Genomic DNA, 23,161 nt, shown 5'->3' on the forward strand with positions numbered 1-23,161 from the left:
CGGGTCTCAGACGAGCCGCGGGCGTCCCGCGACCCAGCCCAGCACCATCTCGACGACGATCACCACGCCGAGCAGCACCAGCGACGGCGTCCAGGAACCGGTGGCGCCGTGCAGGACCCCGAACAGGAACGGACCCGCCGCGCCGATGAGGTAGCCGAAGCCCTGCGCCATCGCCGACAGGTCGGTGGTCTCGGCGGACTCGCGGGTGCGCAGCGCGATCACGCCGAGCCCCAGCGGGAAGACCGCCATGCCGGTGCCGAGCAGGACCGTGCACAGCCACGGCGCGGCGGCCGGGGCGATCGCGAGCCCGGCGACGGCGGCCAGCGAGCAGCAGGCGAGCCCGACGATCCAGCCCGACTGCGACGGCCGGTTCAGCGCGATCGGCGGGATGATGAAGCTCAGCGGGATGCCGATGAGGTTGATCAGAGCGAGCATCAGGCCGGCGTCGGTGCGGGTCACGCCGACCGAGACGAACAGCTCCGACAGCCAGCCCATCGCGACGTAGGCGACGCAGGCCTGCAGCCCGAAGAACGCGGTGACCACCCAGGCCAGCGGGCGGCGCACCATCGGGCGTCGCTCCACGGCCCCCGCGGTGCGCACGACCGGCTCCGGCTCGCCGTGCCGGGCCCCGGCGGCCCACACGACGAGTGCGGCCAGCGACAGCAGCGCCCACGCCCCGACCGCGCCGCGCCAGCCGCCGAGCAGCGGCTCCAGCGGCGGGGTGAACGCCGCGCCGATCCCGCCACCCGCGGCCAGCGCCGCGGTGTAGATGCCGGTGACCCGGCCGACGGCGTGCGGGAAGGACTGCTTGACCACCACCGGGATCAGCACGTTGCCGATCGCGATGCCCGCCGCGGCGACGAAGGTGCCGCCGAGCACGACCCACGGGCCGTCGACCACGCGCAGCACGAGCCCCCCGGTCAGGACCGCCATCGCCAGGCCGATCGCGCGGGCCGTGCCGAGGCGACGGGCGAGCAGCGGGGCCGCGATCGCGGCGAGACCGAAGCAGATGGTGGGGACGGCGGTGAGCACACTGGCCCAGATCGCGGAGGCACCGAGGCCGTCGCGGACCTCGCCGAGCACCGAAGACATCGAGGTCACGGCCGGGCGGAGGTTCGCGGCGGCGAGCGCCACCCCGACGACGAGCAGTGGGGTCCCGACCAACGCGCCACGGCGCGACGGCCCGATGTCCTCGGCCCGTCCGGTGGCGATGGTCTCCTCCGCGCGTGTCTCCTGCTCAGCAATGCTCACGAAACAGTATTGTTACAGACGTAGGATGTTCGGATGGAAGGATGTTCCGGTGCCTCTCGTCACAGCGCGCCGCGGTGGCCTGGTCGACCAGGTCATCGGCCAGCTCCGTTCCGCCATCACCGGCGGTGAGTGGCCGGTCGGCGCCCGGATCCCGCCGGAGTCGGAGCTGGCCTCGTCGTTGGAGGTCGGCCGGAACACCGTCCGCGAGGCCGTCCGCGCCCTCTCCCACGGCGGTCTGCTGGAGGTGCGCCAGGGCGACGGCACCTACGTGCGGGCCACCACCGAGCTGTCCGGGGCACTGCGCACGCTGTGCGGCCCGGAGCTGCGCGAGGTGCTGGAGGTCCGCCGCACCCTGGAGGTCGAGGCGGCCCGGATGGCGGCCGCCCGCCGGACCGACGCCGACCTGACCGTCCTGCGGGCCGCGCTGGACGAGCGCGACCGGGCCGTCGCCGCCGTCGCAGAGTGCGGCCGTCGCGGGGAGGAGCCGGACGCCGCGGACGTGGAGGTCGCCGCCCGGGCCGACACCGACTTCCACGTCGCCGTCGTCCGCTGTGCGGGCAACAGCCTGCTCGTCGAGCTCTATCGGGGCGTGGTGGAGGCGGTCGCGGACAGCGTGAAGACCACGATGCCCGGCACCGCGGGCACCGACGACGACATCTCGCACACCGGGATCGTCGATGCCATCGCCGACGGCGACGTGGACCGCGCCGCCCGCGAGGCCGGGGACTTCCTGGACCGGCTCATCGCCGCCCGACCGGGCGTCCCGGACGCCTCCGCCCGCACGGACGGTCCGGCGGCCGGGGCCGGCCCCACCGCCTGACCCACCGCCCGGGCGGCACCGGGCGGCGCTGTGCTGCACCGGGCAGCCGCAGGCCGGGCGCGACGGTCCCGGTCCGGTTACCCTCCTGCGCCGGACCCACCCCGCCCCCGACCCCGAGGAGTGCTCCGGCGTGCTGAAGGGCTTCAAGGAATTCCTGCTGCGCGGCAACGTGATCGACCTGGCCGTCGCCGTCGTCATCGGTGCGGCGTTCACGTCCGTGGTCACCGCCTTCACCAAGGCGTTCCTGGAGCCGCTGCTCCGGTTGTTCTCCGGCGGGGAGAACGCCGTGCCCCCGGGCACGATCCCGCTGACCGACGAGGTGCAGCTCGACTACGCGAGCTTCCTCAACGCCGTCATCACCTTCCTGATCACTGCCGCGGTCATCTACTTCCTGGTCGTCTTCCCGATGAAGTGGCTCCAGGACCGCCGCAGGCGCGACGCGGAGGACCCGGCCCTGGAGACCGACCTGGACCTGCTCAAGGAGATCCGCGACCTGCTCCGCGACCAGGCCGAGCGGGACCGCGAGCGGACCCTCGCGCCGTCGCCCGGTGCCGTCGGGCAGCCAACGGCGCCGGCGCCGCCCGGCTCGCCGCAGGGCCGTCCGCTGCCTCCGCCGCCCGCGCCGCAGGCACCCCGGCCCGGCCCGGTCGACGACGGCCACCCCGAGCCCTACCCGGACACGCCGCGCCGCCCCCGCCACCGCGGCTGAGCCCGGTCCCTCCGGGTCGTCGCCCGACGGCCCGCGAGCAGACGTCGGAGGGTGGCCGTCGTGACGGCGGCCGAGCCCGACCGCCGGCGGCTCGGCCACACGGGCAGCTGGCCGGAACCGCACCCCCGGGTGAGCCTGCGCGAGCACACCCCGGTGCCCGGGGTAACCGTCCTCGAGGTGATCGGCGAGGTCGACCTCGCCGAGGCCGAGGCGATCCGGGTGCGGATGTCGGAGATGCTCCACCGGACGCGGCCAGCGCGGGCCCTGCTGGACCTGTCCGGCGTCGGGTTCCTCGGGTCGCACGGTCTGACGGCGGTGGTCCGGTCCTCGCGGGCGGCCGGCGAGGCCGGGGTCCGCCTGGACGGGGTCACCGGCCCGGACAACCGGGCGGTGATCCGACCGGTGCGGATGACCGGACTGGACCAGGTCATCACCTGGTACCCCGACCTCGACACGGCCCTGGCGGCCTGAGCCCGCACCGCGACGGTCCCGTCCGCGGGCGCCCGTCCGGCGCGGCCGGGTACCCGCGCCGCGGTGCCCCGGGACCGGTCAGCGGCGAGCCGCGAGACGCACCAGGACCAGCGCGGGCCCGGACGGCGCTCGGCCCCGCCGCCAGGCGGCGCGCAGTCGTCGCTGCAGGTCGGCGCCGCGCACCGGGACCGTCCGCAGCGTTCCGGCCGCCACCTCGGCCGCCACCGCCAGACCGCTGATCACCGCCGGGCCCGCGCCGCCCGCGACCGCGTTCTTGATCGCCGTCGTCGAGCCGAGCTCCAGCACCGGGGGCGCGACGTCCCCGAGGGCGCGCTCCAGGAACTCCCGGGTGCCCGAGCCGGGCTCGCGGGCCACCAGCGGCGTCGTCGCGAGCCGCGCCGCGTCCACTGCACGGCGCCGCGCCCACGGGTGGTCCGGCGCGACGACGAGCACCAGCCGGTCCCGCCCGACGACCTGGCCGTCGAGGTCGGCGGGCAGGTCCGGGCCCTCGACGAACCCGAGGTCGGCGTCGCCGGAGCGGACGTCGTCGACCACCTCGGCGGTGTTGTGCGAGGTCAGCGTGACCGCGGTGCCGGGCAGCTCGGCGCGCAGCGCGACCAGCCAGCGGGGCAGCAGGTACTCCGCGACGGTGAAGCTCGCGGCCACCCGCAGCCGGGCCGCCCGGTCGGTGCGCAGCGCGGCGACGCTCTCGTCCAGGGCGTGCGCGGCGTCCAGCACGGCCCGCGCCCGTTCGACGACGAGCGCCCCGTCCGGGGTGAGCCGGGTACCGCGCGGCGACCGTTCCAGCAGGGTCAGCCCGAGTGCGGCCTCCAGCGTCCTGAGCCGGGCGCTGACCGCGGCCTGGGAGATGCCGTGGACCGCGGCAGCCCTGCCCATGCTCCCCAGGGTGGCGACCGAGACCAGCAGGTCGTAGGGCACGAGGTCGGCGACGCGCGGGGACAGGGTCACAACCTCTGATTGTGACTCTGCAACGCCGCGACGGGTACCGCCCGGTCGCCGACCGGCCCACCGTGGGGACATGACCACGCACCTCCGTCCCCCGGTCGCGACCGCTCCGCCGGCGCCGCACGCGTTCGCCCGCCTCGGGCTGCTGCGCGGGCTCGACACCCCGGGCGACGCGGTCCGCTCGTTCGGGCCGAACTGGTTCGCCGCGGTGATGGGCACCGGGATCGTCGGCGGGGCCGCCGCGACGCTGCCGTTCCACTCCCCATTGCTGACCGCGTGGGCGACCGGGGTGTGGGGCCTGGCCTCGGCGCTGCTGGTGGTGCTCGTGGCCGCGACGGTGGCACACCGGGTGCGCTCCCCCGAGCGGGCCCGCGCGCACGCCGCGGACCCGGTGGCCGTGCAGTCCTACGGCGCGGTCGCGATGGCCTTCATGACGGTCGGCGCGGGCGCGGTCCAGTTCGGCCCTGCCGTGCTCGGCGCTCCGGCCGCGCTCGCGACGAGCGCGGTGCTGTGGCTGGTCGGGACGGTGTTCGGGCTGGTCACCGCGGTCGGCGTGCCGTATCTGATGATCACCCGGCACGCGGTCGCGCCGGACGCGGTGTCCCCCGCGTGGCTGCTGCCGGTGGTGCCGCCGATGGTGTCGGCCGCGGCCGGGGCGCTGCTCGTCGTGCACCTGGCGCCGGGCCAGGGCCGCACCACGCTGCTGCTCGCCTGCGTCGCGCTGTTCGGGATGAGTCTGTTCGCGACGCTGGCCCTGCTCCCGCAGATCTGGCACCGGCTCGTCGTGCACGGGGCCGGTCCGGCGGCGGCCGTCCCCACCCTGTGGATCGTGCTCGGCCCGCTCGGCCAGTCGGTCACCGCGGCCGGGCTCCTGGCGAACGCCGCGCCCGGCAGCGTGCCGGAGCCGTACGCGGGCGCCGCGGCGGTGGTCGCGGTGGTCTACGGCGTCCCGGTGTGGGGGTTCGCGATGCTGTGGCTGGCGCTCGCGGCCGCGGTGACCCTGCGGACCACCCGGCGGGGACTGCCGTTCACGCTGACCTGGTGGAGCTTCACCTTCCCGTTGGGGACCTGCGTGACCGGCACGAACCTGCTGGTGGAACTGCTGGGGACGCCGGCGCTCGCCGTCGTCGCGACGGCGCTGTACGTGCTGCTGGTGGCGGCCTGGCTCGTCGTCGGGGCCCGGACCGTACACGGTGCGCTCGTCCGCTCCGAACCTGCTCGCCCCGCGTAGGGGCGTTCAGCGACGCGGGTCGCTGCGGTCGGGGTCCTTGAGCAGGTCGAGCTGGTAGCCGTCGCGGGTGGAGAAGTCGGCCCGCAGCACGAAGCGGTCCCCGCGCACCAGCGTGCGGCGCCACTCGACCGGGCGCCCCTTCGCGCTGCCGAGCCGGGACACCGAGAACGCGGCGGTCGACGGGCTCCCGCCCAGCAGCCGGTGTTCGGCGGGGGTGGGCAGGATCGGCGCGATGGTCTCGTGGCCACCGGTGAGCACCACGCCGCACAGCTCGGCGTAGCGCTGGTAGAGGGCGACCCCGGTGAAATCGGCGTGCAACAGCGGCGCGGCCAGGTCGTGCGGGAGCCACACCCGGTCCAGCGCGAGCGGCTCGCCACCGGCCAGCCGCAGCCGTTCCAGGTGCACCAGCGGTGTCGACTCCTCCAGACCGAGCCGCGCCGCGACCACGCCGTCGGCGCGGACGTCCAGGGAGCGCACGACGCTGCGCTGCTCCAGGCCCATGGCCCGGACGGACTCGTGGATGCTGTACAGCGCGCCCAGGCGCTGGGCGGTCTCGACCGGCGCCGCCTGCCGCGACGGCCGGCCCCGCGTCCCGACGACGCGGCCCTCGTCGCGCAGCACCTTCACCGCCTGGCGGACGGTGTGTCTGCTGACGCCGTACTCCCGGCCCAGGGCGAGCTCGCCGGGGAAGCCGTGGGTGAACGCGTCGGAGTCCAGGCGGCGGCGCAGGTCCTCGAGCAGCTGCTCCCAGAGCAGCCGCCCCGGCTCGCGACGGAGCACGGCGGGTCCGGGGACCGGTCCCGACTCGGCGTCACGCACCCCGCTGAATGTACGGATCGGGCACGCGGACGGGCGATCCCGACCGACGGGTCAGCGGAGCGACCAGGTGCAGGAGCCGTTGAGGACGACCGACTCGCCGTCGAGGATCCGGGCGGCGGCCGGGCCGTTCAGGACCCCGCGGGACACCTCGGTGCCGTCCACGCCGGTGCGCGTGTAGCCGCACTCCCGGCCCGGGTTCGGACCGTCGGTGGCCCAGGTGCCCGGTGCGAGGTCGAGACCGGCCCGGTACACGCCCTCGGTCGCCTCCCGCGCCGGGACGGGCGCGGCCTGGTGGACGGTGGTCGCCTCGGCTCGGTCGTCGCCGTTCACGAACGCCCCGCCCAGCAGCACCACCGGCACGACCAGCGCCAGCAGCAGCCACGGCCACAGCACGGTGCGCTGACCTGCCGCGGCGCGCTCCGCGTAGTACCGCCCGTACGGTCCGGTGCCGTCCATCCACCCGCCTCACGTCCGACGTCACTCTGGTGATCGAAGCGGATACCCGAGAGTGTTACGTCCCGTCCCACGATGTGAGCGGACGAGTGTCGTCATCGATCATCGCCACCCCTCGGATGACGAACCCCGGGGCCGGGTGGAGCAGCACGTACGGCCGGTCGTCACGCCGCCGAGGGCTACCCTCCCCGGCATGGCTTCCCCCGCGGGCGGACCGCACTCGCCCCGCCCCCGCCGCACGCAGGACGAACGACGGGCCAGCAGCCGGGCCATCATCCTCGCGGCCGCCCTCGACGAGCTGTACGAGCACGGCCACGCGCACTCGACGACCGTGACCGTGCAGCGGCGCGCGGGGGTGTCGCGCGGGCGGCTGCTGCACCACTTCCCGAGCCGCGAGTCACTGCTCATCGCGGCCGCGCAGCACCTGGCCGCCGAGCGGATCGCCGACATGGAGCAGTGGGTGGTGGACTCGGAGTACGGGGGGACCACCGGCACCGCCCGCTGTGAGCGGGCCGTGGAGCTGCTGTGGGGCACGTTCATGCAGCCGTATTTCTGGGCGTCGATGGAGCTGTGGGTCGCGGCCCGCACCAACGACGACATCCGTGCCGAGCTGCTCCCCGCGGAGCGGCGCCTCGGCACCGCGGTGGCCCACGTGGTCGCCACCCTGTTCGGTCCCGCGCTGTCCAGCCACCCGGACTTCGACGAGTGCCGCGAGCTGCTGTTCACCAGCATGCGCGGGGTCGCGATGACCTACGCCATCAACCCCCGCGTCCACGAGACCGAACCGCACCTCGCGAGCTGGAAACGCCTGGCCCGCCGGATGCTCGAGGTCGACGACGGCGATCCCGCGGACGCCTCCGGTCAGCACGGCCAGCGGAACGGTTAGCCGACCCCGGCGAACTCCAGCGCCTCGGCCCAGCTCGCCCGCTTCGAGATCAGCCGCTTGTACTTCATGATCTGGGTGGGCCGGTCGATCGTGATCGTCCCGACCAGCCGGTCGCCGCGCCGGTAGAGCGCGAGGAAGCGGTCGTCGCCGCCCTGCTCGGAGGACACCACCCGGATCTCGTCGGCGGCGGGCCGGCCGACGAACTGGATCCGGCTGGAGTACCAGTCCGACCAGAAGTACGGCACCGTGCCGAGCTCGGTGGCGTTCGCCGGGTCCAGCGCGTTCCTGGCGGCCACCGCGCCCTGCTCGGCGGCGGTGGTCCAGTGCTCCAGCCGCATGACCTCGCCGTCGAACAGGTGGTTCGGGAAGTGCACGACGTCGCCCGCGGCGTACACCCCGTCGGCGGCACGCAGCGTGGCGTCGGCGACCACGCCGCGGTCGCGTTCGTGCAGCTCGACCCCCGAGCCCTCCAGCCAGCCGGTGCACGGGGACACCCCGATCCCGACGACGACCAGGTCCGCCGGGACGACCTCGCCCGACCCCAGGCGGACCCCGGTGACCCCGCCGCCGGAGGACTCCAGTCCGTCGACGGTCTCTCCGCAGCGCAGGTCGGTGTCGTGCGCGCGGTGCAGGTCGGCGCAGGCCTTGCCCATGTCCTCGCCGACCGAACGGACCAGCGGGACCGGCAGCGTCTCCACGATCGTCGCGGGCAGGCCGCGCTTGCGCGCCGAGCTCGCGACCTCCGAGCCGATGAACCCCGCACCGATGACGACGGTGCGGGCACCCGCGTCCAGCGCGGAGCGGACGGCGAGCGCGTCGTCCCAGGTCCGCAGCGCGTGCACCCCGGAGAGGTCCTCGGTGCCGGGCAGCGTCCGCGCCGCCCCACCGGTCGCGACGACCAGCGCGTCGTAGCCCAGCTCGGCGCCGTCACCGAGCCCGACCAGCCTCGCCGCGGTGTCCAGCGAGGTCGCCGGGACGCCGAGGCGCAGCTCCACCCCCAGCTCGTCGCGCAGGTGCTCCTCCGTCCGGAACCGCGGGTCGGCCGGCTCCTCACCGGTGTCGTCGAGGAAGGCCTTCGACAACGGCGGGCGGTCGTAGGGCAGGTGCCGCTCGGCCCCGACGAGGGTCACGGCGCCCTGGTGGCCGGCCTTGCGGGCCGCCTCGACGGCCCGGATGCCGGCCAGCGACGCACCGACGACGACGAGGTGCTCCACGGTGTGCTCCTCCGGAGAAGGGTGTGGGGACGCCGGGAGTGGCGGTCTCCCGGCGTCCCCGCGGTGAGGGGGTGTGTGCGGTCAGCTCTCGACGAGGCGCAGCGCCTCGGTCGGGCAGGAGGCGATCGCCGCCTCGCAGGCCGCCCGGTGCTCCTCCGCCGGGGCGGCGTCCAGCACCGCGAGCGAACCGTCGTCGCGGACCTCGAAGAGCTCCGGTGCCTCGGCCTCGCACAGGCCCAGACCGCTGCACTTGCCCTCGTCGAGCTCGATACGCAGACCCATCACTTCTCCAGGGAGAATCGGAACGGCATGCGCTTCACCCCGCGCATGAAGTTGGTGCCCAGCAGCTCGGGCTCGCCGACCTCGAACTGCGGGATGCGGAACAGCAGCTCACGGAACAGCGCCTTGAGCATGGACTTCGCGAGCTGGTTGCCCAGGCAGAAGTGCACGCCGCCGCCGCCGAAGCCGGTGTGCGCCTTCGCGTTCTCCCGGGAGAGGTCGAACTTCTCCGGGTCGTCGAAGACCTTCTCGTCCATGCAGCCCGACGGGTAGAACATGACGACCTTGTCGCCGGGGACGATCTTCTTGCCGCCCAGCTCGGTCTCGACGACCGCGGTGCGGCGGAAGGTCATGACCGGGCAGGCGTACCGGACGAACTCCTCGATCGCGTTGTTGATCCGGCCGTCGAAGTCCTCCATGAGCCACTGCTTCTGCTCGGGGAAGTGGGTGAAGGCACGGACGGTGAACGCCGAGGTGTGCCGGGTGGTGTCGGTGCCGGCGACCGCCATGAGCACGAAGAACGAGCCGATCTCGAACTCGTCGAGCTTCTGGCCGTCGACCTCGGCGTTGATCAGCGAGGTGATCAGGTCGTCGGACGGCTCGGCGGTCTTCAGCTCGATGAGCTCGGTGGCGATGTCGTGCAGGTTGGTCGCGGCCTGCACCTGCACCTCGTCGGCGGCGCGGCCGGCGAGGACCTCGTCGTCGGCCCAGGCGACGATGTCGGCGGCGTTCTTCTCAGTGGCCTCGCGCAGGTGCTCGGGGACGCCCATGATGTCGCAGAAGATGCGGGTGGGGAGCACCTTCGCGACCCGTTGGACGAAGTCGACCTCACCGGAGGGCTCGGCGACGACGTCGTCGATGATCTCCTTCGCGGCCAGCGCGATCCGGTCGTCGATCAGCTTGATCTGCTTGGGCGTGAACGCCGAGGCGACGAGCTTGCGGAGCCGGTCGTGCTTGGGGTTGTCCATCGCGAGGAAGGACTGGGTCAGCTCGAGGAAGATCGGCGGGAGCAGGTCGAACAGGACGCCCTGACCGGAGACGTAGGTGTCGTTGTCCCGGGAGACCTTCACGATGTCGGCGTGGCTGACGACGGCCCAGTAGCCCGGGTCGTCCGGGTCGGGGGTGACCGCGTCGTCGACGGGGCGCTGCCACGAGACCGGCTGCTCGGCGCGGAGGACCTTGAAGCTCTCCTCGCGCTGCTCGGAGGTCTGGTTCCAGAACGCCTTGGTGGAGATGTCGATCGGGTAGTGCTCGGGCTTGCCCTCGCTGGTGGCCGGGATCATGTTCACGGCGTCCGGGTCGTACATCTCCGACTCGAAGTCGGTGGCGTCGAAGGTGGCGGTCATCGGATCTCCTCCGAGCCCGGCGGGGTGCTCCGCGGGCGGAAAGCTGGTGACACACGGTCGGGGACCAGTGTGCGGAGAGGGGTGGGAGCAGGGCGTCTCCCCGCGAGGGCGACGTCGTACCCCCAACGGGAGAGGGAGGGGTCCCCCGGCGCGGGCGGGCGCCGGGGGGACCGGGGTCGGTCTCAGTCGTCGGCGTGACTGAGGAGCACGTCGTACGGCCGGGCGTCGCGGGTGCCGGACAGGTCGAGGTGGACGTTCTTCTCCTCGACGTAGGGGTCCAGCGCGCGCGGGCCGAGCTCGCGGCCCACACCGGACTGCTTGTACCCGCCGAAGGGCACCTCACAGTTGATCTGGTGCGCGTCGTTGATCCAGACCGAGCCGGCCTTGATCTTCTCGGCGACGTCCAGGGCGCGGGAGTTGTCCCGGCTCCACACCGACGAGGCGAGGCCGTACTGGGTGTCGTTGGCCAGCGCGACGCCCTCCGCCTCGGAGCCGTAGCGGATCACCGACAGGACCGGGCCGAAGATCTCCTCCCGGGCGATCCGCATGTCGTTGCGGACCCCGGTGAAGATGGTCGGCTGGATCCAGTGGCCGCCCTCGTAGCCCTCGACGTGGGCCTCGCCGCCGCCCAGGACGGCGGTGGCACCCTCGTCCTCGCCCGACCGGATCAGCTCGAGGATGCGGTCCTTCTGCTTCGCCGAGACGACCGGGCCCATGTCGGTCTCCCAGTCCCGGGTGTCCCCGAGCTGGATCGTGGAGGCCCGGGCGACCATGCGCTCCACGAACTCGTCGTGCAGCGAGTCCGGCAGCAGCAGGCGGGTCATCGACTCGCAGACCTGGCCGGAGTACAGCATGCAGCCGTACAGCACGCCGTCGACGGCGATGTCGAGGTCGGCGTCGTCGAGGACGAGCGCCGGCGACTTGCCACCGAGCTCGAGCGTCACCGCCTTCACCGTGCCCGAGGCCAGGCGCATGATCTCGCGTCCGACGTCGGTGGACCCGGTGAAGCCGATCTTGCCGACGCCCGGGTGCGACGCCAGCCGGGCGCCGGCGTCCGGGCCGGGCCCCGGGACGACGTTGAACACTCCCGGCGGCAGGCCGCACTCCTCGGCGATCCGCGCGAACTCCAGCGCCGACAGCGGCGTCTTCTCGTCCGGCTTGAGGATCACCGAGTTGCCGACGGCCAGCGCCGGGGCGAACTTCCACAGGCTCAGCAGCAGGGGGAAGTTCCACGGTGCGATCGCGCCGACCACGCCGATCGGCTCCTTGCGGAGCGTCGACTGGCCGAGCACCGGGAACGTGGCCCGCGGCATGGGCGTCTCGAACTCGTAGTGCTCCGCCAGTCCGGCGAAGTACTCGAGGTGCGGGGCACAGTAGCCGACGTGGAAGCCGGTGGCCTGGCGCACGGTGGCGCCGTTGGCCATGATCTCCAGCTCGACCATCTCGTCGAGCCCCTCGCCGAGCTTGTCCGCGATGGCCCGCATGACCGAGGCGCGGTGCGCCGGGGTGGCGCGGGACCAGCCGCCGTCGTCGAAGGCGGCCTGCGCCGCGTCCACGGCCGCGTCGATGACCGCCGCACCGCCTGAGGCCGCGGTGGCGACGAGCTCACCGTTCTGCGGGTCGCGGATCTCCAGGTGGTCGTTCGAGTCCACGTCCTGGCCACCGATCCGCATCGGGAAGTGGCGGACGGTCGTCCCGGCGGTCATGCGGTCGGATCCAGGACGATCTTGGTGGCCTCGCGCTCCTCGAACATCCGGTACGCCTCGGTCGCCTGCGACATCGGCATCCGGTGCGAGATGAACCGGCTCGGGTCGAGCTTTCCCGCGGCGATCAGCGCGAGCGTCTCGTCCATGTAGTTGGTGATGTTCGCGACGCCCTGGGAGATGGTGACGCCCTTGAGGTAGAGGTCGCCGAAGGGCAGCTCGATGGAGTCCTCGGTGTAGACGCCGGGGATCGAGATCGCACCCCCCGAGCGCACCAGGGAGCAGGCCGAGAGCAGCGCCGACGGGTGGCCGACGGCGTCGATCACGACGTCCGCCCCGCGCCAGTCGGTGAGGTCCTGCACGGCCTCGGCCGGGTCGGTGTCGTCGGCGTTGACCGGGATCGCCCCGATCGCCTCCGCCTCCTTGAGCCGGGCCGGGACCTTGTCCACCACGATCGTCTGCGAGGCTCCGAGCACGTCCGCGGCCATGGCGGCGCACAGCCCGACCGGGCCGGCCCCGACCACGGCGACGGTGTCGCCGGGCTGGATGAACTTGCGTACGGCCTCGTAGCCGGTGGCCATGATGTCGCCGACGAAGAGCTTGTCCTCGTCGTTGCCCTTGCCCTCGTCGGTGAGCTTGCGCAGCGTGCGGTCCGCGTTCGGGACGATCACGTACTCGGCCTGGCCGCCAGACAGGCTGCCGAAGGTCACCCCGAGACCGAAGATCATCGTACCGAAGCACTGGCCGGGTCGGTTCCGGCGGCAGTTGTAGCAGCTGCCGCAGCTCACGACGCACGACGCGACGGCACGGTCGCCCTCGGAGATCAGGTTGACCCCGGACCCGACCGCCTCGATGGTGCCGAGGAACTCGTGGCCGAGGACGACGTCGTCCTCGATCACGATCCGGCCCTCGTAGGGGTGCAGGTCGGTCCCGCAGATCGCGGTGAGGTCGACGCGCATCAGCACGTCACCGGGGTCGGTGATCTCCGGTTTGGGGACCTCCATGACCTCGATCTTGTGCGGCTCGCGGAGCACGACCGCCTTCATGGTCGCCATCTCGTCGGCGCCCCTTCCTCTTCTCGCTCGGGTGAGGCGGATCAGGCGCTCGCGGTCGCGTCCTTCTCGGCGACCAGCTCGCGGTACATCGGGAACAGCGGCTTGGTCAGCGGGACCAGCTTCAGGATCTTGTTGACCGGGCCCTTGGCCTTGACCTCGCCCTTGGCGAGACCGACGGCGAGGTTGTACTCACCGCGCCAGAACTTGTCCCCGGTGTCCGCGCGCATCATCAGGGTGATGTCGGCCTTGTCGTCGTCGGCGCCGGTGTGGACGTCCAGGGCGGGCTCGTGCATCTTGACCCACATCTCGGTGTCCGGATCGGTGTAGAGCACGCGCAGGTTGATGCCGGCGGCACGCATCTTCGGGCCGGACTCGGGGTGGTCGTTGGCCGCGCGGAAGACGCCGCCGATGTAGGTGTCGACCTCGTTGCTGTCGGCGAAGAAGCCCATGGTGATCTCCTCGTTGAGTGCAGGGGCAGACGTCCGGGGGCCGGGCGCTGCCGTCGGACCAGATGGTGGCCGGGGAGCGAGGGGGGTCACATCGCTCCCGGGGGGTGGTTCCGTACTCCCTACGGAGGCACGCTGTGTGACCGGCTGCCCCCGGGAGTGACCGTCGTGGGCCGTCAGGCGGTGGCAGGCTCCGTGTACCGCGCGCGCAGCTCGCCCTTGACGAGCTTGCCGGTGGCGCTGCGGGGCAGCTGGTCGGTGAAGTCCACGCTGCGCGGGGCCTTGTAGCGGGCGATCCGCTCGCGGACGAACTCGAGGAGCTCGGCCGCCAGCTCGGGCGAGCCCTCGACGCCGTCGGGGGTCTGCACGACCGCCTTGACCTGCTCGCCCATCTCCGGGTCCGGCACGCCGATGACGGCGACGTCGTAGACCTCGGGGTGCAGGGTGAGGACGTCCTCGATCTCCTGCGGGTAGATGTTCACCCCCCAGAGATGATCATGAATGCCTTGCGGTCGGTGAGGAACAGGTAGCCGTCGGGGTCGAGGTAGCCGACGTCGCCGGTGGTGGACCAGTTGTCGTGCTCGGGGTGGCGGCCGGCACGGGTCTTCTCCGGGTCGTTGTGGTATTCGAACGGCGGCACGTCGCGCTCGAAGTAGACGGTGCCGACCTCGCCGGTCGGCAGCTCGCGGCCGTCGTCGTCGCAGACGTGGATGACGCCGAGGCCTGCCTTGCCGACCGAGCCGGGCTTGTCCGCCCACGCCGCCGGGTCGATGAAGGTGACGCCGTTGCCCTCGGTCGAGGAGTAGTACTCGTACAGGACCGGGCCCCACCAGTCGATCATCTTCTGCTTGACGTCGACCGGGCACGGCGCGGCAGCGTGCACGGCCACCCGCAGCGAGGAGACGTCGTAGGACGTCCGGACGGCGTCGGGGAGCTTGAGCATCCGGACGAACATCGTCGGGACGAACTGGCCGTGGGTCACCCGGTGGTGCGCGATGTGCGCCAGCGCGGCCTCGGCGTCGAACTTCTGCGCCATCACCACGGTCCCGCCGAGGGCGTGCACGATGCCGCCGAAGCGCAGCGGCGCTGCGTGGTACACCGGCGCCGGCGAGTAGTAGACGGTGTCCTCGCCGAAGCCGTACATCGGGCCGAACACCGCGGTGTAGAGGTCACCGGGCTCGTCGACCTGGATCGTCGGCAGCGCGGGCTTGATGCCCTTGGGGCGTCCGGTGGTGCCCGAGGAGTAGAGCATGTCCGCGCCGCGGGGCTGCTCGGGCAGCGGCCCGTCGGCGGCGAGCTCCGTCGCGGCGCCGAGGGACTCGTGGCCGCGACCGCTCCCCCGAAGGCGAAACGGCGCTCCACGCCGGGGGTCCGCTCCACGAGCGCCTCGGCGAGCTCGCGCTTCGCGGCCGAGACGAACAGCACCCGGGCACCGCAGTCGTCCACGATGTAGGCGGCCTCGTTCGCGGCGAGGTGGTGGTTGATACCGGTGATGTACAGGCCCGAGCGCATCGCCGCCCAGTAGATCTCGAAGACCTCGGGGGCGTTGTCGGAGAGGAAGGCGACGTGGTCGCCGCGGCGCAGCCCGGCGTCGCGCAGGACGTGGGCGATCCGGCGCGAGCGGTCGTCGAGCTCGGCATAGGTCGTGGTGGCGCCGGTCTCGGGCTGGACCACGGCCGGGTGGTCGGGCCGGGTGCGCGCATGGGTCCCTGGGAACACGAGCTGCTCTCCCCTTCGAGAGTGGGTGGAGCGGCGCCGGGCGGGGCCCGCCGTCGCAGCCCGCATCGTGTCGGCACGCTGTGTGACCCGGCATCCCTCCCGAGAGGGTGGTTCCTCCCCCGCTCGGGTGCGGCGCCGTCGCCTGCCGGCCGCGTCGTCACACGGTGCGGCGGTCCCGGTTCCGGCCCGCGAGATGCCCGGCGATCGCGCCCATGACCACGGCGGTGAGCAGGGTGAGGACGAGCTGGGTCGGGTCGAGCCCGCCGGTGCCGAGCACCACCAGCGGCAACACGAGCAGGTACCCGGCGACGGCCGCGCCGGCGCCGTGCACCCGCGGGTCGACGGCGTCGCCGATCCGGTAGCCCGCCAGCACGAACGCGACGACCGCGGTGATGATCAGCCAGGCCGGCCCGACGACCGGGATCTGCGAGCCCAGCGGCGCGGCGAGCCCGCCGATCACGAGCACGCTGAACGCCAGCGAGGCGCCGCGGACCAGGCTGACCCAGTCCACGCGGTCGGAGAACCAGTCGAACCCCGGGACGGCCACGAGGTCTCCCTTCGGTCGCTCAGCGCAGGTGTCGCAGCGCGGAGGGCGTCAGCAGCGGGACGGTCCCGACCACCAGCAGGGCCATCGCCGGGATGGTCTCCCAGCGCCCCGCCACGGCGAGGAGCACCACCGACACAACGGACAGGACGACCGCGGGGTAACGGGCGACGCGGCGGCGCAGCGCCAGGGCGGCGCCCGCCGCGAGGAGCAGCACCGCGAGGACGAGCAGCAGCCAGGTCGGGTACGGCGCCGTCGCCCCGGACGCCACGACCGGGGCACCCTGGCCCGCCAGCGTGCTCGCCGTGTCCTCGTCGACCGTCGGCTCCGGCCGCAGCCCGGCCCGTGCGACGGCCAGCAGCACCGCGGTCAGCGTCCACGCGGCGGCCGACAGGACCAGGGCCCACGGCATCGTGGACCGGCTCCGCACCTGCTCGATCATGACCGCAGGCTAGGGGGACCGCCCGGGCGTAGGCCCCCTCCGCGCGCAGGGACACCCACTACGGGAGAGGGAGTCACCACCGCCGGGAGACGAGCCTGCGGAGCCCCGGGGCGTCCACTGGTGCGATGACCGGTCCCGTGTCCGGCGGCAGGCCGCCCCGCGGGCCGGCGGTCGACTTCACCGACGTGACGACGATGATCGACGACACCCCGGTGCTGTTCCGGCTCGGGCTGCACCTGGCGCCCGGCACCGTGACGGTGCTGATGGGCCCGTCCGGCTCGGGCAAGACCACCCTGGTGCGTCATCTCGCCGGGCTCGTCGCGCCGGGCCGGGGCACCGTCACCGTCGGCGGGGTCGACGTGCACGCGGCCGGCGAGACCGAGCTGCGACGCCTGCGCCGCGGCATGAGCGTGCTGTTCGGCGGCCCGTCGGTCTTCGAGTCGTCGCTGTTCGGATCCCTGTCGGCCTACGACAACCTGACCTACGCCCTCGAAGGCCGCGGTCTGTCCGCGGAGCGGGTCGAGCGCGTCGCCATGCACCGGCTGCGCGAGATGCGGCTGCACGACCGGGCCGACGCACTCCCCGCGGAGCTGCCGGCCCACGGACGCAAGCGGCTCGCGATCGCCCGCACCCTCGCCGTGGAGGCGCCGGTCCTGGTCCTCGACGAGCTGGAGACCGGGCTGGACGCCGCGCACGCCGACACGCTGGTCACGACGGTCCGCGAGCAGCAGAAGCGGTCGGGGGCGACGGTGCTGGTCACCACGCACGACGTCGCGCTGGCCCGGGAGCTCGCCGACACCGTCGCGATCCTGTGCTGCGGTCGGATCGTGGCGTGCGGACCGCCCTCGGAGCTGCTGCACGGAGTCGACGACTCCGACGACTTCGACCGGCGCTTCCGGATCTCGGACCTCCTCGGCCCACCCGACCCGGACGCGACCCGCGCCGAGCTGGAGGGTCCGCGCCGCGGCTCCCGCACGATCGAGCTGGACCCGCGGCTGCTGGTGCCGGCGCTGGTGGTGCTGGCGCTGGTCACCTCGTACTGCCTGTTCCTGCTGCTCACCCGCTGAGCCGCATCCCACCCCCGCCCGGAGGAACCGTGCCCGCCCCGTCCCGCCACCGTGTCGCGCTGCTCCTCGTCGCGGCCGCCCTCTCCCTGGGCTCCTGCACCTCCGCCGAGCCCGCGGCCACCGACCAGCGGTTCACGCTCTCCGGCGCCGACACGACCGTCGACGTCGTCACCTCGGCGTCCGGCGCGGTGCTCGCCGACGGGCAGGGCCGGGTGCTCTACGCGCGCGTCCCGGCAGGTCCCTGCGCCGGTGACTGCCTCGCGCGGTGGCCGGCCTACGTCGCCGACGGCGTGCCGCACCCCGCCGACCCGGCGCTGAACCCGCTGCGCACCGACGTGCTCGGCACCACCCCGACGGCCGGCGGCGAGCAGGTGACCTACGCCGGGCACCTCCTGCACCGGTTCGCCGCCGACACGACGCCGGGTGCGGTGACCGGGCAGGGCGTGGAGGCCTTCGGCGGGACCTGGCTGCCGCTGAACCCGAACGGCGACCCGGTCCCGGCCGCGACCGCCCGCTGACCGCACACACACCGGGGCCCCGGCCGGATCCCGGCCGGGGCCCTCGCATGCGGACGGTGCCGCGGTGGCGCAGCAGCGCCTCACACCAGCGGGACCAGCATCCCGATCACGACGAACGCGACCCCGACGACCAGGCAGGCCGTCGCGCCGCGGCGGATGACCGCGATCCGGTGCCGCTGCAGCTCGGCGGGCATCCCGGGGACGGCGCCCAGCGTCGCCGCGTGCCGGCGTCCCGCCCACCCCATGAGCGCGAGCAGGACGCCGACACCGGCGAAGGTCAGGAGGCCCCAGACGGGGCTCACCCGCCTCCGCCCGGTGCGGGCGGGGCGGTCTGCGGCGTACCGGACGGCAGGCCCGGGCTCGCCCCGGTCGGGGCGGAGTCGGGGTCGGCGGGGAGGTAGTCGTCGGCGTAGCGGACGTCGCCCCCGCGCAGGGAGTCGTTCATCCACTGCCCCCAGAGGGTGATCCGCCGGTCGAACAGCACCAGCTCGCGGAGCCGGTCCTTCACCTGGTCGAAGTTCGCCGGGACGCCGGGGGTCACCGCACCGGACCGGCCGACGTTCCAGCCGAACTGGTTCTGGACCGGGCCGAAGACCTGGCCGGCCGGGGCGTCGAAGGCGGCCCTCGCGTAGTCGGCTTGCAGCTGGTCGGCGCTGATCGGGCCGAGCGCGCCCCCGTTCGCGCGGGTGGCGTTGTCGATGGTGCTGGCCCGCGCGACGGTCGCGAAGTCGGCGCCGCCCCGCAGGTCGGCCGCGATCCGGTCGGCGGCCTCCTTGCTCGCGACCACGATGTTGGACAGGTCGCGCTTCTCGGGGGTGCCGAGCCGCTCGGCGTAGCGTGGGAAGTCGGCGCGCAGGTCGTCGTCGGTGACGGTCACCTCCTCGGTGACCCGGTCGAACAGCTCGCCGACCACCATCTGCTGGCGGACCTCGGTCATCACCTTGTCCTCGGTGGTGCCGACGTTGCCCAGGACCTGGACGAAGTCGTCGCGGGCGCCGGGGCCGTTGCCGAGCTGCTGGGTGATGTACTGGTCGAGGGTCTGGCGAACCTTGGCGTCGGCGACACCGACACCCATCTCGGCCGCCCGGTCCTCCAGCACCATGCTCAGTGCGACGGCCTTGGCGGCGTCGCGGCGGAAGCCGTCCATCCGCACCGGGTCCTCGACCGGGGGCTGGACGCCGTAGAGCGCCCGCAGGGTCTGCACCCGGTCGTCGAGGTCGGTCACGGTCACGACCCGGTCGCCGACGGCGAGTGCCGCGCCGTCGGGGACCTGCTGCATCTTCCACCAGGTGCCGCCACCGATCCCGGCGACGAGGGCGAGGACGAGGACGCCCGCCACGATCCGGCCGGTCCAGGTGGTCCGGACCCGGTCGAGGGCGGCGCCGGCGATCCACGCCAGTGTGGACTTCACTCGCATCACATCACTCCAACGAGCTTCTCCCGGGCGGGGGTACTCGGATCTCCCCCACAGCCCGGGATCCCGGCCCCGGCCGGTGCGGGCGGGAACACCCGAACCACGAGGCGCGCGGCCAGGTAGGACAGCAGTACGGACAGCGCCAGCAGCAGCCCGAACTCGCGCATGAGGGCGAGGTCGGACAGCGCCAGCACGGCGAACCCGGTGCCCGAGGTGAGGGCGGCCAGGGTCACCGCGGTCCGCAGGCGCGCGTCGCGCGTGCGGACGGCGTCGCAGGTCATGACGGTGAACTCGCAGCCGACCGCGGCGGTCAGCGACCCGAGCGCGACGGTGAGCGGGTTCAGCGGGATGCCGAACGCCCAGAGCAGGAACAGGTTCGCGCCCGTCGCGAGCACGGCGGCGAACGCGGCGCGCAGCGCGTCGCGGCGGTGCCGCAGTCCCACCGCGAGCACCAGCGCCGCCGCGACCAGGCCGGCGGTCCCGGCGAGGTAGCGGTCGGCCGAGACCAGCTCGTAGCCCTGCACCGCGACGGCGGGCAGACCGGACACCTCGGCGACGAAGCCGGGCGGGGCCGGCGGCAGCTCGGCGGTGATCGCGTCGGTGAGGTCCCGGAGCCGGTCGAGGTCGTCGAGCCGGACCCCGAACGACAGCACCGCGACCTGCCCGTCGGGCCGCAGTACGGCACCGGTGAGGTAGGGCGGCAGCAGCCGGACCCCGGCGCGGATCTGCTCCTGGTCCGGGGTGAGCCCGAGGAACGACAGCAGCGACGGCGCCGAGAGCGCGGGGCGCGCCTCGTCGCCGTGCAGCCGCACGATCCCCTGCTGAGCGGTCGTCATCCACTCCCAGGCCTGCGGGGTGAGCACGTCGCCGGTCCCGTCGGCGGAGCGCAGGACGACGGCGAGCTCGCCACCGGACCCGAGGACCTGCTCGACCCGGGTGGCGTCCGCGACGGCGGGCAGCCCGGCCGACAGCGCGTCGACGCTGGTCTGCAGGGGGAGGAAGGGCAGCGTGGCCCAGCCCCCGGCCGCGACGAGCCCGGCCAGGACGACGGCGACCAGCCGCGACCGGCCCGGCCGCGCGACCGGCTCGCCGGCGGCGGCCGGGGTCCCGGCCACCGCGCCGGCGGCGGGGGTGCCGTCGGACGGGCGGTCCGGTCCGGCCCACCCGCCGGGTCGGTAGACGAACCAGCCGAGCGCCACCGCGAACGCGACACCCAGGGCCAGGGTCGACCCGAGGTCGCGCACGAACGGCAGCGGCGAGAGCAGCAGAGCGGCGAACCCGGCCGCCGTCCCCGCCGCGACGACGACGACCGTCCGCGGCCGCGCCCCGCGGGCGAAGTAGGTCGGGTAGTAGCTGCCGAGGCCCACCAGGACCGGCAGGAACGCGACCACACCCAGCGAGACCGGTCGCCCGGCCCAGCCGAGCACGGCCAGCGTCGCCGCGGTCGCGGCGAGGGTGACGGCCAGCGGGATCAGCCGCCGTCGCCGCCGGGTCCAGGGCACCAGGAACAGGCACAGCCCGATCGCGACGACCGCGACCGCGCCCAGGACCGGCGCCTCCCGGTCCACCGCGGTGCCGAGCGAGGCGGTGATCGCGGGGACGCCGGAGACGGTCGCCTCGGCGGGCAGCTGCGCCCGCGCGACGGTGTCGTTCACCGCGGCGACGAGCTTCTCGGTCCCGGCCTGGTCGAGTCCCTCCCGGGGCCGGACCAGGATCGCCAGCGACCGCTGGTCGGGGACGACGTAGCGCCACTGCGGGCGCGGCTCGCCGCCGGACGCGAGGATCGAGTGGTCGATGAAGCGCTGGTTGCGCAGGGTCGGCAGCCCGACCGGCATTCCCTGCACGATCAGCGGGCCGTAGCGGGCGTCGAACGCCGCGACGGCCGCGTTCCCGGCGGCGACCGGATCCTCCCCGCGCTGCTCGGCGGTGATCGCCGCGGCCCGCTGCAGCCCGTCGCGGCGGCCGGTGAGCTCGGCGAGCAGCTTCTGCGACTGCGCCGCCAGCTGGTTCAGCGTCGTCGCCGGACCGTAGACCGACGCGACGTCGGGCAGCTGGGACAGCTGCCCCTCGACCCCGAGCACCTGGGGCAGCACGTCGCGCTCGAGCAGGCCGGGGGCCTGCGGGGCGCGCAGCAGCACGACGATCGGGTCGCCGCCGAAGGACCGGGCGAGCTCGGCATAGCGCTGCACCGACGGGTCCGACGACGGCAGGAACGACTCGACCCCGGTCTCGACCTTCACCCGGGACACGCCCGCCACGGTCAACGCCACCAGGGCGAGGACCACGATCAGGCCCAGTGCGGAACGCCCCGAAGGGCGCAGCGCCACGAGTGCGGCCCTACGCCCTTCGGGGGTCGCACGGGACGGGCGGCTCATCCGCCGAGCCCCAGGAGTCCACCGCCGGACGGTTCCGGCGCCGGCGCGTCGCCGCGGGCGGCGTCGCCCTCGGGCTGCGGCCCGACCGTCGGGGCCGGTCCGGGGGGCGGCGAGTCGTTCGCCGGTCCGGGGTCGGCCACCTGCGGCGGCGGCGCGTCGTCCTCGGGACCGACCTGGGTGCCCGGCCGCGGGTTCGGGTTGTTGTCGTCCAGCAGCGGGATCTCGTTCAGCGGGACGGGGTTGCCCGCGAACGACTGGGCGTGGAACACCAGCATCACACGCAGGAGCGTGCCGTTGGCGTCGCCGCGCGACACCGCTTCGCCGAAGTTGGTGAAGAACTGGTAGATGTCGCCGCCGTAGGGCTTGAGGTACTCCAGCATCGGGTTGAGCTGGAGCAGCGCCCGGTCGGCCTCGGGCAGCAGGGCGCGCAGGTCGTCGGAGAACTGCGGGACCCGGTCCAGGGTGACCGGGGCCTTGCCCAGGGCGGCGTCGAGCGACGGCAGCAGCCCGCGCAGGTCGCGGGTGGTCGCCGGGAGCTCGTTCAGCGCCGCGTTGAGCGCGGGCGCCGCCCGGTCCAGGTTCGCGGCGACCGGGCCGAGCCCGCCGGCGAGCCGGGACAGGTCGTCGCTGGCGTCGTTCGCCGCCTTCAGCGTCGGCGGCAGCTCCCGGACGGTGTTCTCCAGGTCGGTGCGGCTGCTCGCGGTGACCTCGGTGACCAGGTTGGCGTCGGTGACCAGGTCGGCGATGCGGCCGCGCTGCACGTCCAGCGCGGCGAGCACCGCGGCGGTGTTCTGCGACAGCTGCTCGAGGTCCTCCGACTGCGCGGCGAGCGCGTCGAGGGCGGTGCCGCCCTCGCGGCCGAGCTGGCCGAGACCGGCCAGCGCGCCGTCGACACCCGCCTGCGTGTCCTTCGTGGCCGCCCCCAGCGACTGCAGGGTGGAGGCCAGCGCGACGCGACGGTCGTCGGGCAGCGTCCGGATCAGGTCGTCGAGCAGCACCGGGGACATGACGGCGCCGTCGGGGAGCCGGCCACCGTTGGGCAGCTCGGCACCACGGCCGTCGACGAGGGACACGTAGGTCTCCTCGACGAGGGTCTTCGAGTTGATCCGGCCGGTGACGCCCTCGTGCAGCGGGATGGCGTTCTCGTCGGTCATGTTGACGACCACCTCGGCGCGCCCGTCCGGGGTCGCCTCGATGGTCAGGACCTTGCCGACCTTCACCCCGTTCAGGGTGACGTCGGACTGTGGGACCAGGTTGTTGACCTTGTCGACGTGGAACGCCGTCGTGTACTGCTCCTGGGTGTATCCGGGCACGTAACCGCCGACCGAGGTCCAGAAGAACAGGAACACGAACGCCGACGCCGCGGTGAAGGCGAGCAGGATCGTCGTCCTGATCGCGGGGAGCGCGGAATGGGGGATCTTCATCCGGGGGTC

Annotated in this window: 24 protein-coding genes and 2 pseudogenes; 7 read left to right on the plus strand and 19 right to left on the minus strand. The window is 73.8% G+C overall.

The annotated features are described in order from the left end of the window. Positions 1 to 6: 6 nt before the first annotated feature. Entirely contained in the window at positions 7 to 1,251 is a 1,245-nt protein-coding gene (locus XF36_RS23885; protein ID WP_082375617.1) for an MFS transporter, read from the minus strand. Between the two features lie 49 nt (positions 1,252 to 1,300). On the opposite strand from XF36_RS23885, the gene XF36_RS23890 reads away from it, so the two are divergent. The 3 genes and pseudogenes from XF36_RS23890 to XF36_RS23900 all read left to right on the plus strand — a co-directional run bounded on the left by XF36_RS23890 (position 1,301) and on the right by XF36_RS23900 (position 3,251). After that, positions 1,301 to 2,071, plus strand: a complete 771-nt coding sequence (locus XF36_RS23890; RefSeq protein ID WP_082375618.1) for a FadR/GntR family transcriptional regulator — start codon at positions 1,301 to 1,303, stop codon at positions 2,069 to 2,071. A gap of 130 nt (positions 2,072 to 2,201) precedes the next feature. After that, positions 2,202 to 2,573: pseudogene (mscL, locus tag XF36_RS35845) on the plus strand (large conductance mechanosensitive channel protein MscL); the annotation flags it as partial. A gap of 267 nt (positions 2,574 to 2,840) precedes the next feature. Further along, positions 2,841 to 3,251, plus strand: coding sequence for an STAS domain-containing protein (locus XF36_RS23900; RefSeq protein WP_168169572.1), 411 nt, complete (start codon positions 2,841 to 2,843; stop codon positions 3,249 to 3,251). Positions 3,252 to 3,329: 78 nt separating this feature from the next. Here XF36_RS23900 and XF36_RS23905 read toward each other — a convergent pair whose 3' ends face one another. Beyond that, positions 3,330 to 4,220 (minus strand): LysR family transcriptional regulator, encoded by an 891-nt coding sequence (locus XF36_RS23905; protein WP_060713694.1) that lies wholly within the window; start codon positions 4,218 to 4,220, stop codon positions 3,330 to 3,332. Between the two features lie 70 nt (positions 4,221 to 4,290). On the opposite strand from XF36_RS23905, the gene XF36_RS23910 reads away from it, so the two are divergent. Then, a complete protein-coding gene (locus XF36_RS23910) occupies positions 4,291 to 5,448 on the plus strand; it encodes a TDT family transporter (RefSeq protein WP_060713695.1) in 1,158 nt (385 codons plus the stop codon). A 6-nt stretch (positions 5,449 to 5,454) separates the two neighbouring features. Here XF36_RS23910 and XF36_RS23915 read toward each other — a convergent pair whose 3' ends face one another. Both XF36_RS23915 and XF36_RS23920 read right to left on the minus strand, forming a co-directional pair. Next, the gene (locus XF36_RS23915) at positions 5,455 to 6,267 is read right to left on the minus strand and encodes a GntR family transcriptional regulator (protein ID WP_238589002.1); all 813 of its coding nucleotides are present in this window, start codon (positions 6,265 to 6,267) and stop codon (positions 5,455 to 5,457) included. A 51-nt stretch (positions 6,268 to 6,318) separates the two neighbouring features. Beyond that, the gene (locus XF36_RS23920) at positions 6,319 to 6,723 is read right to left on the minus strand and encodes a hypothetical protein (protein WP_060713696.1); all 405 of its coding nucleotides are present in this window, start codon (positions 6,721 to 6,723) and stop codon (positions 6,319 to 6,321) included. Positions 6,724 to 6,913: 190 nt separating this feature from the next. Between XF36_RS23920 and XF36_RS23925 the strand changes: the two genes are divergently transcribed. After that, positions 6,914 to 7,606 carry a TetR/AcrR family transcriptional regulator gene (locus XF36_RS23925; RefSeq protein ID WP_060713697.1) on the plus strand — a complete coding sequence of 231 codons (693 nt, stop codon included), beginning with the start codon at positions 6,914 to 6,916 and terminating at the stop codon, positions 7,604 to 7,606. Here the strand turns inward: XF36_RS23925 and XF36_RS23930 are convergent. The 11 genes and pseudogenes from XF36_RS23930 to XF36_RS23970 form a co-directional block, all read right to left on the minus strand. Further along, positions 7,603 to 8,820 (minus strand): NAD(P)/FAD-dependent oxidoreductase, encoded by a 1,218-nt coding sequence (locus tag XF36_RS23930; protein ID WP_060713698.1) that lies wholly within the window; start codon positions 8,818 to 8,820, stop codon positions 7,603 to 7,605. The genes XF36_RS23925 and XF36_RS23930 overlap by 4 nt on opposite strands. Positions 8,821 to 8,901: 81 nt before the next feature. Then, positions 8,902 to 9,102, minus strand: a complete 201-nt coding sequence (locus XF36_RS23935; protein WP_414706208.1) for a ferredoxin — start codon at positions 9,100 to 9,102, stop codon at positions 8,902 to 8,904. Continuing rightward, positions 9,102 to 10,445, minus strand: a complete 1,344-nt coding sequence (locus XF36_RS23940; protein WP_082375620.1) for a cytochrome P450 — start codon at positions 10,443 to 10,445, stop codon at positions 9,102 to 9,104. The genes XF36_RS23935 and XF36_RS23940 overlap by 1 nt, the downstream gene beginning before the upstream one ends. 182 nt (positions 10,446 to 10,627) lie before the next feature. After that, complete coding sequence (locus XF36_RS23945; protein WP_060713699.1) at positions 10,628 to 12,151, minus strand: aldehyde dehydrogenase family protein; 1,524 nt, start codon at positions 12,149 to 12,151, stop codon at positions 10,628 to 10,630. After that, positions 12,148 to 13,203, minus strand: a complete 1,056-nt coding sequence (locus tag XF36_RS23950) for an alcohol dehydrogenase catalytic domain-containing protein (RefSeq protein ID WP_060713700.1) — start codon at positions 13,201 to 13,203, stop codon at positions 12,148 to 12,150. Before XF36_RS23950 ends, XF36_RS23945 begins: the two co-directional genes overlap by 4 nt. A gap of 41 nt (positions 13,204 to 13,244) precedes the next feature. Then, positions 13,245 to 13,652, minus strand: coding sequence for an SCP2 sterol-binding domain-containing protein (locus XF36_RS23955; RefSeq protein ID WP_060713701.1), 408 nt, complete (start codon positions 13,650 to 13,652; stop codon positions 13,245 to 13,247). Positions 13,653 to 13,825: 173 nt separating this feature from the next. Continuing rightward, entirely contained in the window at positions 13,826 to 14,131 is a 306-nt protein-coding gene (locus XF36_RS35315) for an AMP-binding enzyme (protein WP_349675516.1), read from the minus strand. Further along, positions 14,128 to 14,901: an AMP-binding protein gene (locus tag XF36_RS35320; RefSeq protein ID WP_349675517.1), complete on the minus strand. Its 774-nt coding sequence runs from the start codon at positions 14,899 to 14,901 to the stop codon at positions 14,128 to 14,130. The genes XF36_RS35315 and XF36_RS35320 overlap by 4 nt, the downstream gene beginning before the upstream one ends. Before the next feature lie 179 nt (positions 14,902 to 15,080). Further along, a pseudogene (locus tag XF36_RS35325) lies at positions 15,081 to 15,434 on the minus strand (AMP-binding protein); the annotation flags it as partial. Positions 15,435 to 15,525: 91 nt separating this feature from the next. Further along, complete coding sequence (locus XF36_RS23965) at positions 15,526 to 15,915, minus strand: hypothetical protein (RefSeq protein ID WP_060713702.1); 390 nt, start codon at positions 15,913 to 15,915, stop codon at positions 15,526 to 15,528. Between the two features lie 19 nt (positions 15,916 to 15,934). After that, entirely contained in the window at positions 15,935 to 16,354 is a 420-nt protein-coding gene (locus XF36_RS23970; RefSeq protein ID WP_060713703.1) for a hypothetical protein, read from the minus strand. Positions 16,355 to 16,479: 125 nt separating this feature from the next. Between XF36_RS23970 and XF36_RS23975 the strand changes: the two genes are divergently transcribed. After that, positions 16,480 to 17,421, plus strand: coding sequence for an ABC transporter ATP-binding protein (locus tag XF36_RS23975; RefSeq protein WP_060713704.1), 942 nt, complete (start codon positions 16,480 to 16,482; stop codon positions 17,419 to 17,421). Between the two features lie 29 nt (positions 17,422 to 17,450). Then, a complete protein-coding gene (locus XF36_RS32745) occupies positions 17,451 to 17,939 on the plus strand; it encodes a hypothetical protein (protein WP_060713705.1) in 489 nt (162 codons plus the stop codon). 80 nt (positions 17,940 to 18,019) lie between these two features. Here the strand turns inward: XF36_RS32745 and XF36_RS23985 are convergent, their stop codons facing one another. From XF36_RS23985 to XF36_RS24000, 4 genes are read right to left on the minus strand one after another with little or no spacing between them, the layout of a single operon-like run. Then, a complete protein-coding gene (locus tag XF36_RS23985; protein WP_060713706.1) occupies positions 18,020 to 18,241 on the minus strand; it encodes a hypothetical protein in 222 nt (73 codons plus the stop codon). Next, entirely contained in the window at positions 18,238 to 19,350 is a 1,113-nt protein-coding gene (locus XF36_RS23990) for a peptidylprolyl isomerase (RefSeq protein WP_060713707.1), read from the minus strand. The genes XF36_RS23985 and XF36_RS23990 overlap by 4 nt, the downstream gene beginning before the upstream one ends. A gap of 5 nt (positions 19,351 to 19,355) precedes the next feature. After that, complete coding sequence (locus XF36_RS23995) at positions 19,356 to 21,680, minus strand: RND transporter (RefSeq protein ID WP_145981487.1); 2,325 nt, start codon at positions 21,678 to 21,680, stop codon at positions 19,356 to 19,358. Between the two features lie 44 nt (positions 21,681 to 21,724). Beyond that, positions 21,725 to 23,152: an MlaD family protein gene (locus tag XF36_RS24000; protein ID WP_060713709.1), complete on the minus strand. Its 1,428-nt coding sequence runs from the start codon at positions 23,150 to 23,152 to the stop codon at positions 21,725 to 21,727. Positions 23,153 to 23,161: the final 9 nt, after the last annotated feature.

The organism is Pseudonocardia sp. HH130629-09, from assembly GCF_001294645.1.
Taxonomy (GTDB): domain Bacteria; phylum Actinomycetota; class Actinomycetes; order Mycobacteriales; family Pseudonocardiaceae; genus Pseudonocardia.

What these genes read in the sequence shown, in the direction of transcription:
- XF36_RS23925 (WP_060713697.1), top strand. Translation starts at nt 6,914, where the DNA reads ATGGCTTCCCCCGCGGGCGGACCGCACTCGCCCCGCCCCCGCCGCACG.
- XF36_RS23940 (WP_082375620.1), bottom strand. Translation starts at nt 10,445, where the DNA reads ATGACCGCCACCTTCGACGCCACCGACTTCGAGTCGGAGATGTACGAC.
- XF36_RS23910 (WP_060713695.1), top strand. Translation starts at nt 4,291, where the DNA reads ATGACCACGCACCTCCGTCCCCCGGTCGCGACCGCTCCGCCGGCGCCG.
- XF36_RS23975 (WP_060713704.1), top strand. Translation starts at nt 16,480, where the DNA reads ATGACCGGTCCCGTGTCCGGCGGCAGGCCGCCCCGCGGGCCGGCGGTC.
- XF36_RS23935 (WP_414706208.1), bottom strand. Translation starts at nt 9,102, where the DNA reads ATGGGTCTGCGTATCGAGCTCGACGAGGGCAAGTGCAGCGGTCTGGGC.
- XF36_RS23920 (WP_060713696.1), bottom strand. Translation starts at nt 6,723, where the DNA reads ATGGACGGCACCGGACCGTACGGGCGGTACTACGCGGAGCGCGCCGCG.
- XF36_RS23970 (WP_060713703.1), bottom strand. Translation starts at nt 16,354, where the DNA reads ATGATCGAGCAGGTGCGGAGCCGGTCCACGATGCCGTGGGCCCTGGTC.
- XF36_RS23950 (WP_060713700.1), bottom strand. Translation starts at nt 13,203, where the DNA reads ATGGCGACCATGAAGGCGGTCGTGCTCCGCGAGCCGCACAAGATCGAG.
- XF36_RS35320 (WP_349675517.1), bottom strand. Translation starts at nt 14,901, where the DNA reads ATGCTCTACTCCTCGGGCACCACCGGACGCCCCAAGGGCATCAAGCCC.
- XF36_RS24000 (WP_060713709.1), bottom strand. Translation starts at nt 23,152, where the DNA reads ATGAAGATCCCCCATTCCGCGCTCCCCGCGATCAGGACGACGATCCTG.
- XF36_RS23945 (WP_060713699.1), bottom strand. Translation starts at nt 12,151, where the DNA reads ATGACCGCCGGGACGACCGTCCGCCACTTCCCGATGCGGATCGGTGGC.
- XF36_RS23955 (WP_060713701.1), bottom strand. Translation starts at nt 13,652, where the DNA reads ATGGGCTTCTTCGCCGACAGCAACGAGGTCGACACCTACATCGGCGGC.